Source organism: Lysobacter sp. MMG2, from assembly GCF_016735495.2.
GTDB lineage: Bacteria > Pseudomonadota > Gammaproteobacteria > Xanthomonadales > Xanthomonadaceae > Lysobacter_J.
Window position 1 is genome coordinate 220,093 of sequence record NZ_JAERQY020000002.1, and the last position, 13,056, is coordinate 233,148.

12 protein-coding genes and 4 tRNA genes are annotated in these 13,056 nt (G+C 67.2%); 5 read left to right on the plus strand and 11 right to left on the minus strand.

What is annotated here, in order from left to right:
- Positions 1-14 precede the first annotated feature (14 nt).
- On the minus strand, positions 15-662 hold the full coding sequence (locus JI752_RS08955; RefSeq protein ID WP_216962515.1) for a hypothetical protein: 648 nt from the start codon (positions 660-662) through the stop codon (positions 15-17).
- A gap of 34 nt (positions 663-696) precedes the next feature.
- Positions 697-1,104, minus strand: a complete 408-nt coding sequence (locus JI752_RS08960) for a DUF6165 family protein (RefSeq protein WP_216962518.1) — start codon at positions 1,102-1,104, stop codon at positions 697-699.
- Between the two features lie 98 nt (positions 1,105-1,202).
- Between JI752_RS08960 and JI752_RS08965 the strand changes: the two genes are divergently transcribed.
- Positions 1,203-1,293 (plus strand) — tRNA-Ser (locus JI752_RS08965).
- A 340-nt stretch (positions 1,294-1,633) separates the two neighbouring features.
- The gene (locus JI752_RS08970; RefSeq protein WP_216962521.1) at positions 1,634-2,338 is read left to right on the plus strand and encodes a PP2C family serine/threonine-protein phosphatase; all 705 of its coding nucleotides are present in this window, start codon (positions 1,634-1,636) and stop codon (positions 2,336-2,338) included.
- A gap of 29 nt (positions 2,339-2,367) precedes the next feature.
- Here JI752_RS08970 and dnaQ read toward each other — a convergent pair whose 3' ends face one another.
- Genes dnaQ through JI752_RS08985 form a run of 3 tightly spaced genes read right to left on the minus strand, consistent with a single transcriptional unit; the run spans position 2,368 to position 4,343 of the window.
- On the minus strand, positions 2,368-3,108 hold the full coding sequence (dnaQ, locus tag JI752_RS08975; protein ID WP_216962524.1) for a DNA polymerase III subunit epsilon: 741 nt from the start codon (positions 3,106-3,108) through the stop codon (positions 2,368-2,370).
- A 31-nt stretch (positions 3,109-3,139) separates the two neighbouring features.
- On the minus strand, positions 3,140-3,625 hold the full coding sequence (gene rnhA, locus JI752_RS08980) for a ribonuclease HI (RefSeq protein WP_216962528.1): 486 nt from the start codon (positions 3,623-3,625) through the stop codon (positions 3,140-3,142).
- A 7-nt stretch (positions 3,626-3,632) separates the two neighbouring features.
- Complete coding sequence (locus tag JI752_RS08985) at positions 3,633-4,343, minus strand: class I SAM-dependent methyltransferase (protein ID WP_216962530.1); 711 nt, start codon at positions 4,341-4,343, stop codon at positions 3,633-3,635.
- A 92-nt stretch (positions 4,344-4,435) separates the two neighbouring features.
- On the opposite strand from JI752_RS08985, the gene gloB reads away from it, so the two are divergent.
- The 3 genes from gloB to JI752_RS09000 all read left to right on the plus strand — a co-directional run bounded on the left by gloB (position 4,436) and on the right by JI752_RS09000 (position 7,344).
- Entirely contained in the window at positions 4,436-5,203 is a 768-nt protein-coding gene (gene gloB, locus JI752_RS08990; RefSeq protein ID WP_216962533.1) for a hydroxyacylglutathione hydrolase, read from the plus strand.
- Complete coding sequence (locus JI752_RS08995; RefSeq protein ID WP_216962536.1) at positions 5,200-6,435, plus strand: lytic transglycosylase domain-containing protein; 1,236 nt, start codon at positions 5,200-5,202, stop codon at positions 6,433-6,435. Before gloB ends, JI752_RS08995 begins: the two co-directional genes overlap by 4 nt.
- Before the next feature lie 114 nt (positions 6,436-6,549).
- The gene (locus tag JI752_RS09000; protein ID WP_216962539.1) at positions 6,550-7,344 is read left to right on the plus strand and encodes an enoyl-ACP reductase; all 795 of its coding nucleotides are present in this window, start codon (positions 6,550-6,552) and stop codon (positions 7,342-7,344) included.
- 101 nt (positions 7,345-7,445) lie between these two features.
- On the opposite strand, the gene JI752_RS09005 is transcribed toward JI752_RS09000, so the two are convergent.
- The 6 genes from JI752_RS09005 to lon all read right to left on the minus strand — a co-directional run bounded on the left by JI752_RS09005 (position 7,446) and on the right by lon (position 12,947).
- Entirely contained in the window at positions 7,446-9,425 is a 1,980-nt protein-coding gene (locus tag JI752_RS09005; RefSeq protein ID WP_216962542.1) for a peptidyl-prolyl cis-trans isomerase, read from the minus strand.
- Positions 9,426-9,612: 187 nt separating this feature from the next.
- Positions 9,613-9,689, minus strand: a tRNA-Asp gene (locus tag JI752_RS09010).
- 112 nt (positions 9,690-9,801) lie between these two features.
- A tRNA-Asp gene (locus tag JI752_RS09015) sits at positions 9,802-9,878 on the minus strand.
- A gap of 51 nt (positions 9,879-9,929) precedes the next feature.
- A tRNA-Val gene (locus JI752_RS09020) sits at positions 9,930-10,004 on the minus strand.
- A gap of 13 nt (positions 10,005-10,017) precedes the next feature.
- Positions 10,018-10,290: an HU family DNA-binding protein gene (locus tag JI752_RS09025; RefSeq protein WP_115842926.1), complete on the minus strand. Its 273-nt coding sequence runs from the start codon at positions 10,288-10,290 to the stop codon at positions 10,018-10,020.
- A gap of 221 nt (positions 10,291-10,511) precedes the next feature.
- Positions 10,512-12,947 (minus strand): endopeptidase La, encoded by a 2,436-nt coding sequence (gene lon, locus JI752_RS09030; protein WP_216962545.1) that lies wholly within the window; start codon positions 12,945-12,947, stop codon positions 10,512-10,514.
- Positions 12,948-13,056 lie beyond the last annotated feature (109 nt).

Consider the following 13,056-nt stretch of genomic DNA (forward strand, 5'->3'; position numbering starts at 1 on the left):
CAGCGGGCGCGTCGTCACTGACCCGATGGAGCGCGGTCGCTGATCTGCAACCGACGCCAGATCGACAATTGCGTGCGCTGACGCCGGCGCTCGCGATAGACCGCGACGATCAGCGCGAGGAGGATCGCCAGCATTCCGGCACCGAACTGGGCCGGTGTCCAGGTCGTGGCGTTGCCTGCGATCGCATCGATCGCGACAAAGACCAGACATGCCGCAGCCGCATTGCACGCCATGCTGCACAGGACCTTCATCCGGTTGAGCACGGCGCGGGACGACGGATCCACCGCCTCCAGGTACTCGCGCAGGCGTCGGTCGACATCGTGAAAGAGCGACGTGGACATTTGCATGGCGTCCGGGACGACCAGCCCTTCCGTCCGCGCCAGCCGCTCGCCGAGGAACTTGATGGCCGGAGCCCAGGCCTGGCGCAGGCGCGGCCAAACGATGCCCTGCGCCACGGAATAGATGAGACGCCCCAGCGGACTCAGCGCCAGGCCCAGCACATAAGCGGCGGCCAGCCACGCAGGCAGCGTCAGCTCCGGCGCCTGGGCCCGAAGCACATGCAGCGTCACCGGGAAACGCACGATGAGCGCGGTCACCAGCAAGCCGCCCGGACACACCCAGGCAAGCAGATCGTCATGCCACCAGGAAACACGCTCCTTCACGCCGGCCTCCCCGCCAGACGGATGAGTCATCCAATCAAGGCGTGTTGCCGGTCTTGTAGTCCTGGTAGGACTTCTCTTCGACGTAGGACGAACCCAGCGCGAGGTTGATGTCCTTCTTGATCCGCGCGCGCTCGTCGTTCTCGAAGTAGACGCTGCGCGCCAGACGGATGAACTCCTCGTCGAAGGCCTGGGCCTTTTCCTTGATGCGGATGTCGTCCTCGATCACCCACAGCCGCTCGTTGACGGCCTTCAGGTCCGCGCGCAGGCGGGCGATGTCCTTGCCGGCGGCCGGATGGGCCATCCAGGTCTTTTCCAGCGCGGACAACTCGTTGCGGACGTTCTCCAGCTTGGCCGGATCGGTCATGCGCTCGGACTTGATCTGCAGGATCGCGATCTTGTCGAGCAGTTCGCCAAAGGAGACCGGGACGAGGATTTCGGACATGACGGGGCCGTTCATTCAGGGGGCTACAGTGTAGCCGGCCTCCAGGACGGCTTGCCGCGCGCGCTTCGCGCCCGTAGAATTGCCGGCTCACTGCACCCGGAGAGGTGGCAGAGTGGTTGAATGTACCTGACTCGAAATCAGGCGTACGTTTATAGCGTACCGAGGGTTCGAATCCCTCCCTCTCCGCCAGATATAAAAGACAGGGCCCCCGAAAGGGGGCCCTTCTTTTTTGCCTGGGGGTGAGCGCGGACTTTGGTTTGAACCCTCGGTTCGACAAATCGGCTGGACAGCCGATTTGGACAGCCGCAGGCTGCCCCGCAGGCGCGAAGCGCCGAAGGGTGAGGGCCATGGATGGCGCGAATCCATCCCGTGTCAGGTCGCAGTGCGTTCGTGGCCCATACTCCCGCCTCGGCTCACTCCCCCATCGCGCCGAATTCACCCGCCGTCCGTCCTCCTTGCCTCGCGGCCGCCACACCCCGATCATTCCGTTACCGCCTGAAAGACCCGACGACGCGAAGCCACCCGACGCATGATCGAATTCGGACACCTCACGCACGTCGGCCTGCGCCGCGAGCTGAACGAAGACACCTACTACGGTGACGGCGAGCTCGGGCTGTGGCTGGTGGCCGACGGCATGGGCGGTCATGAATACGGCGAGGTCGCCAGCGCCCTGGCGCGCGAGACCATCGTGCGCGAGATCCGCGACGGCACGCCGCTGGCGCAGGCCATCCGCATCGCCGACGAAGAGATCATCCGCACGTCCAAACGCCGCAACGACGCGCTGCCGATGGGCACGACCGTGGTTGCCGCGCGCATCGTCAACAACCGCTTCGAAGTGGCCTGGGTCGGCGACAGCCGCGTCTACCTGTGGCGTGAGGGCCACCTGGCCCAGCTTTCGCAGGACCACAGCTACGTCCAGGAGCTGATCGCCAACGGCGCGATCACCCAGGAGCAGGCCCGCAGCCACCCGCATCGCAACGTGGTGACGCAGGCGCTGGGCGTGACCGACCCGCGCAACCTCAACGTGGAAACCATGACCGGCGAGCTCAAGCCCGGCATGCAGCTGCTGCTGTGCAGCGACGGGCTGACCGAAGAAGTCGATGATCGCGGCATCGCACGCGTGCTCTCGCAGGCCGACTGCAGCGCGCAGGAATGCGTGGATACGCTGGTCGCCGCGGCGCTGGACGGCGGCGGTTCGGACAACGTCACCGTCATCCTCGTTCGCCACCACTGATTCCCGCGCCGAGAGGCGCGCCACCACCGTCAGGCGGTGGCGAGTTCCGCGTTGGCGTCCGCCTCGACCACGTTGAACTGGTCCCAGACGACCTTGCCGGCCTTCTTGCGGAGCTTTTCCAGACGCGCCTCGTGCGCGGCCCGCTCCTCGGGGCTGATCTGCACGCGCGGACGCGCGGCATTGGGATCGCTGCGGAAGTGCACCGTTTCCACCGCATTGGCGACGGCGTCCACGGCGAAGCCGATTTCTTCCTGGCCCGACGTCAGCGCCAGGTACACATCGCCCAGGATCTGCGCGTCGAGCAGCGCGCCGTGGAGCTGGCGATGCGAGTTGTCCACGCCCAGGCGCTTGCACAGCGCATCCAGCGAATTGCGCTGGCCCGGGAACCGCTGACGCGCCAGCAGCAGCGTGTCTTCGACCGTGCAGCGATCCTTGATGCGCCCGTACTGCTCGCCCAGCCGGCGCAGCTCGTTGTCGAGAAAGCCCAGGTCGAACGCGGCGTTGTGGATGATCAGCTCGGCGCCTTCGATGAAGGCGAGGAACTCCTCGGCGACCTGCGCGAATTCCGGCTTGTCGGCGAGGAATTCCAGCGTCAGGCCGGTCACTTCCTGCGCGCCCTGCTCGAAGTCGCAGTCCGGCTTGAGGTAGACGTGGAACGTGCGGCCGCTGGGGCGGCGCTCCACGTATTCGACGCAGCCGATTTCGACCACGCGGTTGCCGCGTTCCCAGCTCAGGCCGGTGGTTTCGGTATCGAGGATGATCTGCCGCATCGGCTGCATTCTCACATGTTTCCGTCGCGGCTCAGCGTGCGGCGGCGCGCAAGCGCTGCGCCTGGGTGCGGGCGAGCACGTCCACGCGTTCGTTGTCGGGATCGCCGGAGTGGCCCTTCACCCACTTCCATTCGATGCGGTGGCGCTGCGACGCCGCGTGCAGGCGCTCCCACAGATCGCGGTTCTTCACCGGATCGCCAGCGGCGGTCTTCCAGCCGCGTCGCACCCAGTTGTTGATCCACTCGGTGATGCCCTGGCGCACGTACTGGGAGTCGGTGGTGAGCACCACCGTACACGGCTCGCTCAGCGCTTCCAGCGCCATGATCGCGGCCATCAGCTCCATGCGGTTGTTCGTGGTGTCGGCCTCGCCGCCGGCGAGTTCGCGCTCGTGGCCGCGATAACGCAACAGTGCGGCCCAACCGCCCGGGCCGGGATTGCCCAGGCAGGCGCCGTCGGTGTGGGCTTCGATGTGTTTGGGGGAGCTGGGAGATGACGACGTCGGATCAGCGTGATTCATGGCGCCATTATCGCTTGTCCGACGACGACACCGGTGTGCGTCGGACCAGATGCGTGCGCGTGCCTGCCTGCCAACGAAGCCCGCGCAACGGCTTGGGCGGGATCAGTGCGTGCACGCGCTTGTTCACCGTCAGCGCGACACCGGCGCGCAGGCGATCGGACGCGCCAACGCCGACTTCACCGTGCGCAACGCGCCAGTGCGGCCCGAGCCATTGCAGGCTCACCGTATCGGCGGCGAAACCGGCGCGTCGCAGCGCCGATTGCCACACGCCCGGGTCGTACGCACGCAGGCCGGTGCGGGCCCAACGTAGGTGGTACGGGCTCCACGGGTTCAGTACGGCGAGCCACAGTACGCCGCCCGGCGCGAGAACGCGGGCGCATTCGTCGAGCAAGGGCTCGATCGGCACGTCGTCGTCGAGCGCGTGCTGCAGCAGCACGGCGCCGAACACTTCGCTGGCCACCGGCAGCGGCAGGCGGCACCGTACCGCACCATGGAACCCCAGCCCCGCGCGCCTGAGCAGCAGACCGCGCCCGCCGACCTCCGGCGCCGGCGCGCCGTCCACGCCCAGCCACGCCCAGGGTGCGGCGGGGCAACCTGCCAACACGCGCAACATCGCGGCTTCCTCCACCGCCACCAGCCCCTGCCCGGCCTCGCTGCTGAACCAGCGCAGGGCCGATTCGGATGTTTCCAATTGACGCAGGTGGTGGGGGCCGGGCATGGTCGGGACCGTTTCCAGGATGCCGCGACCTGCGGCGTGTACGGTCGGATTGTGCGGCACGCACGCCGCCTCCGGGCCACTCCCGACACCCCATGCACCTGACACCCCTGCCCGCACTGAGCGACAACTACATCTGGACGCTCTCCGGCGAGGGCGGCATGCGTGCGCTCATCGTCGACCCCAGCGAGGCGGGCCCCGTCCTCGCCGCTGCCGAGCACGGCCTGCAACCGGCCGGCGTCCTGCTGACCCACCATCACGGCGACCACATCGGCGGCGTGCCCGGCCTGCTGGAACGCTGGCCCGACCTGCCGGTCTTCGCACCGGACGATGACCGCATTCCCGCCAGCTACCGCCGCGTCGGCGACGGGGACGCGATCGGGATCGCCGGCTGGGAGTTCAACGTCCTGGCCGTCCCTGGCCACACCCGCAGCCACGTCGCCTACCACGGCCACGGCCTGCTGTTCTGCGGCGACACCCTGTTCAGCCTGGGCTGCGGGCGCATGTTCGAGGGCACGCCGGGACAGATGCATGCCTCCCTCTCGCGGCTGGCCGCCCTGCCCCCCGAGACCCGGGTCTGTTGCGGACATGAGTACACGCTCGCAAACGCGGCCTTCGCCCTCGTGGTAGAACCCGGCAACCGGGCGCTGCGGCGCCGCATCGAGGAGGCCCAGGCCATGCGCGAGACCGGACGACCGACCCTGCCCAGCCTGCTGGGCGACGAACTTGCGGCCAATCCCTTCCTGCGGGTGGACAGCCCCGAAGTACGCGCCAGCCTGGCGCGCGAGACCGGCCAGGCGCCGGCCGACAGCGTCGATGCATTCGCCGCGTTGCGGCGCTGGAAGGACGGGTTCGTCGCGTGACGGGCGCTTCCCGATGGCGTCACCGGCTGGGCGCACTCTGTCTGGCCGCATGCACCGCACTACCCGTCTTCGCGCAGGAAGCCACCGGCGCCGGGTCGCCCGCGCCTGCAGCGACGACGACGGGCTCCTCCGGCGACCCGACGGTCCGCAACGGCCTGGAGATCTACCGCAGCTTCCGCGATGGCCTGGCCGAGCCGGAATGCGATGCGGACGCGACCTCGCCGCGCTGGCGCCAGCATTTCGCCCATGTGCCGCGCCGGCTGGCCGCGGGCAATGACGATGTGCTGCCCCTGTTCGGGTACGTCGTGGATGCGTTGCGCGAGAGCAACGTGCCGACCGAGTTCGCGCTGATCCCCTTCGTGGAAAGCGGCTACCGTCCGGGCGCGCGCAGTGCCGCCGGGCCCGCCGGGCTGTGGCAGATGATCGCGATCACCGCACGCAACCACGGCGTGACGATACGCAACGGTTACGACGGCCGGCTGTCGCCCGTCGATTCGACCCAGGCCGCCGTGCGCTACCTCAAGACGCTGCACGGCATGTTCGCCGGCGACTGGCGTCTGGCGACGATGGCCTACAACGCCGGCGAATACCGCGTGCTCGGCGCGCTCAAGCGCAGCGGCCAGAACGCGCGCAACGTGCAGATCGACAAGCTCGTCGGTCTGTCGGACATCACCACCGCCTATGTGCGCAAGCTGCACGCGCTGTCGTGCCTGATCGAGCAGGCCGACGATCGCGAGGAATGGATGCGCGCACTCGACCGCAACGTGCCGCGCCTGCAGGCGGTCTCGCTGCCCAAGGGCGTGCAGCGCATGGACCAGTGGGCCTCGCGCACGGGCCAGAGCGTCGAGCAGCTCAAGCGCTTGAATCCAGCCTTCCCCGAAGGCCGCATCACGGCGGCGGGCGGCTCGGCCGCGCGCCTGCTGGCGATCGCCGATGTGGGCGCTTGGGCGGTCGCCGACGAAGCCAGGCCCACCGATCCCAACGACATCAGCGATGCCATGGCGATGGCCGTGACCGACGACGAACCGCCGGCGCGCGAGCCGCGTCGCCACACGGTCGCCAAGGGCGAGAGCGCTTCGACCATCGCCAAGCGCTACCGCATCGGCGTCGACGATCTCCTGCAGCGCAACGGGCTGTCCGCCAAGGCCGTGCTGCGTCCGGGCCAGAAGCTGCTGATCGATGCGCTGGACTGGCAGGGCGACGCGCTGCCGTCCGCCACTGGCTCGCCCTGACCACCCTACGCCGGCGCATCGCCGCAACGCGGCGTCGCCCGCGGCTACACTAGGTCCTTTGCTCGACCGCGCTGCGGTCGCGACCACCAAAAGGCATCACAGAGGAATCGGCTCATGGGTTTTCTGCAAGGCAAGCGTGCACTGATCACCGGCATCGCCAGCGAGCGTTCGATCGCCAGCGGCATCGCCGAGGCCATGCACCGCGAGGGCGCGGAACTGGCGTTCACCTACCAGAACGAGAAGCTGAAGTCGCGCGTGGAATCAGCGGCGAAGGAATACGGCAGCGACATCGTCATCCCGCTGGACGTCAGCGACGACGCACAGATCGCCGCCTGCTTCGAACAGCTCGGCCAGCGCTGGAACGACGGCTTCGACATCCTCGTGCACGCCATCGCCTTCGCGCCGCGCGAAGCCATCGCCGGTGAGTTCCTCGACGGCATGACGCGCGAGAACTTCGCGATCGCGCACGACGTGTCGGCCTATTCGCTGTCGGCGATGGCCAAGGCCGCGCGCCCGATGATGAAGGGCCGCAATGGTTCGATCATCACCCTGAGCTACCTGGGCGCCGAACGCGCGCTGGCCAACTACAACCTGATGGGCGTGGCGAAGGCGAGCCTGGAAGCCTCGGTGCGCTACCTCGCGCTCAACCTCGGCCCGGAAGGCACGCGCGTCAACGCGATCTCCGCCGGCCCGATCAAGACGCTGGCCGCGGCGGGCATCGCGGGTTTCCGCAAGATCCTCGGCCATGTCGAAGAGAACGCGCCGCTGCGCCGCACCGTCACGATCGAGGATGTGGGCAACGTCGCCGCATTCCTGTGCTCGGACCTGGCCGCGGGCGTGACGGGCGAAGTGACGTATGTCGACGCCGGTTACAACATCATGGGCATGACGGGCATCCACACCGAGTAAACGTCACCGCCGTTCCCACGCAAAACAAAAGGCCCGGCATTGCCGGGCCTTTTTGTTTCTGCTGCCGTTGACGCGCCGGAGCCCGGCGCGTCACGCGGTGGTCAGAGGTTCTGCTCGACCACCTCGACCTTGACGCGCTTGCGCAGCGCGTTGACCAGCGCGCGCACGTCGTCGCCACCGCCCACCTGGGCGATCTGCTGCTGCAGCATCTCGCGCTGCTGCGGCGGCAGGGTGGCCAGATCACCCGGCGTGACCTTGTTCACCGCGAACAGCACGATGGCACCGTTCGGCAGTGCAGCGTGACCGGCCGACACCTTGCCTTCGGCCGGCGCCGGCACCGCGAAGATCGCATCGGCCACCGAAGCGTCCGGCACCGGCGCGCCGCGCGGCACGCCCGGCAGGACCTGCGGCGGCGGCAGTTGCTTCGACGCGGCGATGGCGTCTAGCGTCTCGCCGCCGTTCACACGCGCGACCAGCGCTTCGGCGTCCTTGCGCGCGGCCTTTGCGGCGCGATCGGCGCGCACGGCGGCGATCACCTGCTCGCGCACCTGCGCCAGCGGCTGCGCGCGTTCCGGAGTGTGCGCGGTGACGCGCAGCAGCACGCTGTGGCCCGGGGCGATCTCGATCGGATCGCTGATGTTCCCGTCCTGGATCGCGTCTTCCGAGAACGCCACGCGCTGCACCGCCGGATTGGCGGCGATGCCCTGCGCGTTCGCCCGCGAGAACGGGCCGAGCTTCTGCAGCGGCAGGTTCATCTCGCGCGCGGAAGGCGCCAGCGACGTCGGGTTCTTCAGCGTGAGGTCGACCAGGCGGCTCGTGAACTCGCTGATCGCGCGATCGCGATCGGCTTCGGCCTGTTCGCGCGCCAGCGTCTCGCGCGCCTGCTCGAAGCTTTCCTGTGCGCCCGTCTTGACCTCGCGCAACTGAATGACGTGCCAGCCGAACTCGCTCTTGACCGGACCGCTCACCTCGCCTGCCTGCATCGCGAACAGCGCGTTCTCGAACGGCGCCACCATCATGCCCTTGCTCACCCAACCCAGGTCGCCACCCGTGGCCTGCGAGCCGGTGTCGTCGCTGTTGGCGCGGGCGAGCGCGGCGAAGTCGGCGCCCTGCGCCTTGGCCTGCTCGGCCAGGCGCTTGGCCTTCTCATCGGCCGCCTTCTGGGCGGCGGCGTCGGCCTTCTCATCCACGCGCACGAGGATGTGTGACGCCAGACGCTGCTCGGCCTCGACGAAACGGTTCTTTTCCTGCTCGTAACGCTGCCGCAGCGCAGCGTCGTCGGCCGGCGCGACGGCCGGCAGCTTGCTGCCGTCGACCTCGACGAACTCGATCTCGACCATCTCCGGCGCACGGAACTGCGCGGTGTGGGTGTCGTACCACTGCTGGATCTCGGCCGCGCTCACGGCCGCGGTGTCGGCCGCGGGAGGCGGCAACATCAGCAGCGCGACGTCGCGCTGTTCGCCCATCAGGCGCAGCAGACGGTCCATCTCGGCAGAGGTGACGAAGTTGCTGCTGCCCACGCCGACGGCGAGCAGCGAACGCTGCAGGTCGTCGCGCACGTTCTCTTCGAACTGCCGCTCGCTCTGCGGCGGCGCCAGCGAGGCGAGTGCGAGCTTGTAGCGGTCGTAGTTGAACTTGCCGTCCACCTGGAAGCCCGGCACGTCCATGATCGCCTTCTGCACCATCGCGTTGCTGACGACCAGGCCCTGGCGCTGCGCGGCGATCTCCTGCACGCGCGCGTCGATCAGGCTGTCGAGGATGGCGCGCTTGTTGTCCGCGCTCTCGAACGCCCGTGCGTCGAACGCCTCGCCCTGCTGGGCGCGGCGCTGCTGGCGCTCCTGCTCGAAGCGGTTGCGGAACTCGTCCACACCGATCTTCTCGTGCGTCCAGAACACCGACACCGGCCACCATGACGGCGCGGACGGCCACCAGGTCGGCGGCGCGTCGATGCGCGCGACGGAGGTGTCGGTGCGCTGGCCGAGGTACTGCTCGATGCCGACGAAGGCGAAGGGAATGATCAACAGGCCCAGGATCACGGTGGCGATCCAGCCGGAGGTCTTGTCGCGTAGTTTCTGCAGCATGTCCGGGACGCGTTCAGTCGTAAGCCGGACAGTTTAGCGCGGCCGGAAGCCGGCACGGCGGGCCGTCGAGGGAAATTCGACGATCGGCGGGAAACGGGTTGATGCCGGAAAAACGGAAGGCGCCGTTTCCGCTGCCCGGACCTGTAAAAAAACAAAGGGCACCGTTTCCGGTGCCCTTTGACGAAAATGGCGGAGTGGACGGGACTCGAACCCGCGACCTCCGGCGTGACAGGCCAGCATTCTAACCGACTGAACTACCACTCCGCGCTTTGAAACCTGGGACTTGCGCCCCGAACCCTGGCGCGGCAAGCCGCGTTTCCGGTCCTCTCACTAATTATAAAACCAAAGGCGCCGTTCCCGGCGCCTTTGACGAAACTGGCGGAGTGGACGGGACTCGAACCCGCGACCTCCGGCGTGACAGGCCAGCATTCTAACCGACTGAACTACCACTCCGCATGCTTCAAAACCTGGTGAAACTTTTCAAACAACCCGTGGGGTGCTCGATGGTGGGTGCTGAGGGTTTCGAACCCCCGACCCTCTCCGTGTAAAGGAGACGCTCTACCGCTGAGCTAAGCACCCGTCGGCGAGTCGCTTAGTTTACGGCATCCTTGAGCGCCTTGCCAGCCTTGAAGGACGGATTCTTCGAGGCCTTGATCTTGATCGTCTCGCCGGTCTTCGGATTGCGGCCCTGGCGGGCGGCGCGCTTGCGGACCTGGAAGGTGCCGAAGCCGACCAGCGTGACCGTGTCGCCCTTCTTCAGCGCCTTGGTCACGACATTGATCATGGCATCGACGGCGTTGGCAGCGTCGGTCTTGGACAGCTCGGCGGCCTCGGCAACGGCGCCAACAAACTCAGCCTTGTTCATTCGTTTCGACTCCCTGTGCGGATTGATGCCGCATGTTCGTAAGAAGCAGCATGTAATCGAAGGCGTTCCCCCCGATCGACTCTTGCCGCGCAGCCATTGCGCTGCAATGGCCTGCGCGGTCCGCAGCCGTTATACCAGCGGCATTTTGGCGTCGCAAGCTGGAAACCTAGCTGTGGCGCGGCTTCCAGCGTTTTTGGGTTGCATCCGACAGGCGGTGGGAATCAATGCTTGACGTCGGTCTGCGTGACCGTCTTGGCACCGTCGCGCACCGGCACTTCTTCCTTGCCCGACGCCGCAGGCGCAGGCGTCGGTGCGCGTTCCAGAGCGATGCCCAGCACTTCGTCGATCCACTTCACCGGGATGATCTTCATTCCCTGCGTCACGGCCTTCGGAAGATCGGCAAGGTCCTTGCGGTTCTCGTCGGGGATGATCACCGTGCGGATGCCGCCGCGCAGCGCGGCCAGCAATTTCTCCTTCAGGCCGCCGATGGGCAGCACGCGGCCGCGCAGCGTGATCTCGCCGGTCATCGCCACATCGGCCTTCACCGGGTTACGCGTAAGCATGGACACCAGCGCGGTCGCCATCGCGATACCGGCGCTCGGGCCGTCCTTCGGCGTGGCACCTTCCGGCACGTGCACGTGCACGTCGTGCTTCTGCAGGAAGTCGAGGTCGATGCCGAGCTGCTCGGTGCGCGCACGCACGACCGACAGCGCGGCGGACGCCGATTCCTTCATCACGTCGCCGAGCTGGCCCGTGAGCAGCAGCTGACCCTTGCCCGGCACGAGCGTGGATTCGATCTGCAGCAGATCGCCGCCGACTTCCGTCCAGGCCAGGCCCGTGACCAGGCCGACTTCGTTCTGCTCTTCCGCGCGACCGAAATCGAAGCGACGCACTCCGAGGTACTTGTCCAGGTTCTTGGAGGTGACGTTGACGGCGCCCTTCTTGATGCCCTTCTTCGTCGGACCGGCCAGCGCGATTTCCTTCACCACCTTGCGGCAGATCTTGGCGATCTCACGCTCCAGGCTGCGCACGCCGGATTCGCGCGTGTAGTACCGCACGATGTCGCGCACCGCGCCTTCGGCGACCTTGAGCTCTTCCGGCTTCAAACCATTGCCCTTGATCTGCTTGGGCAGCAGATAACGCATGGCGATGTTGAGCTTCTCTTCCTCGGTGTAACCCGGGATGCGGATCACTTCCATGCGGTCCAGCAGCGGACCGGGAATGTTGAGCGAGTTGGACGTGGCGACGAACATCACTTCCGACAGGTCGAGATCGACCTCCAGATAATGATCGTTGAAGGCGTTGTTCTGTTCCGGATCGAGCACTTCCAGCAGCGCCGAAGACGGATCGCCGCGGAAGTCCATCGACATCTTGTCGATCTCATCGAGCACGAACAGCGGGTTCTTGCTGCCGATCTTGTTGAGGTTCTGCACAATGCGGCCCGGCATCGAACCCACGTACGTACGACGGTGGCCGCGGATCTCGGCCTCGTCGCGCACGCCGCCCAGCGACATGCGCACGAACTTGCGGTTCGTCGCCTTCGCGATCGACTGGCCCAGCGAGGTCTTGCCCACGCCCGGCGGTCCGACCAGGCACAGGATCGGGCCCTTCATCTGCTTCACGCGCGACTGCACGGCGAGGTATTCAAGGATGCGTTCCTTGACCTTCTCCAGACCGAAGTGGTCGGCATCGAGCACGTCCTGCGCGGCCTTAAGGTCCTTGCGCACCTTGGTGCGCTTCTTCCACGGCACGCCCAGCAGCCAATCAAGATAGTTGCGCACGACGGCCGCTTCGGCGGACATCGGCGACATCTGCTTGAGTTTGTTGAGCTCGGCCTTGGCCTTGGTTTCCACCGGCTTGGGCATGCCGGCTTCGGCGATCTTGCGGGTCAGTTCGTCGATGTCGTTGGGAGCGTCGTCGATCTCGCCGAGCTCCTTCTGGATCGCCTTCATCTGCTCGTTGAGGTAGTACTCGCGCTGGCTCTTCTCCATCTGCGACTTCACGCGGCCGCGGATGCGCTTTTCCAGCTGCTGCACGTCGATCTCGCCATCGACCAGGCCGACCAGTTGCTCCAGGCGCGCGCCGATGCCGTGCGTCTCCAGCAGCTTCTGCTTGTCGCCGATGCGTACGCCCAGATGGGCGGCGATGGTGTCAGCCAGGCGACCGGGCTCGTCGATGCCGGACAGCGTCTGCATCAGCTCCGGCGGGAGCTTCCGGTTGGTCTTCACGTACTGCTCGAACAGGCCCATCAGCGAGCGCGCGATCGCCTCGATCTCGCGTTCCTCGCGATCGTTGTCCGGCTCGACGACTTCGGCCTGGCCGCTCAGCGCGCCGTCGCGCTCGGTGACGTCGTGGACGCTCACGCGCGAGACGCCTTCCACCAGCACCTTGATGGTGCCGTCGGGCAGCTTCAGCAGCTGCAGGACCTGGGCGAGCGTGCCGACCTGATAGAGATCATCCGCGCCGGGGTCGTCGGTCTCGGCGGACTTCTGGGCGACCAGCAGGATGCGCTTGTCGGCCTCCATGGCCAGGTCCAGCGCGTGGATCGACTTGTCGCGGCCGACGAACAGCGGGATCACCATGTGCGGGAACACGACGACATCGCGCAGCGGCAGGACCGGCAGATTGAGCGTCTCGCGGTCGGATGAAACGGTCATGGGGGACTCCGGGAAAACGGGGTGCGGGCGGTGACCGCCCGGGAGGTCTCGTGGGCGTGCGCAGCCCATGGCGACGGTTATGGGGTCCGGCGCGAACGGATGCAAGCGG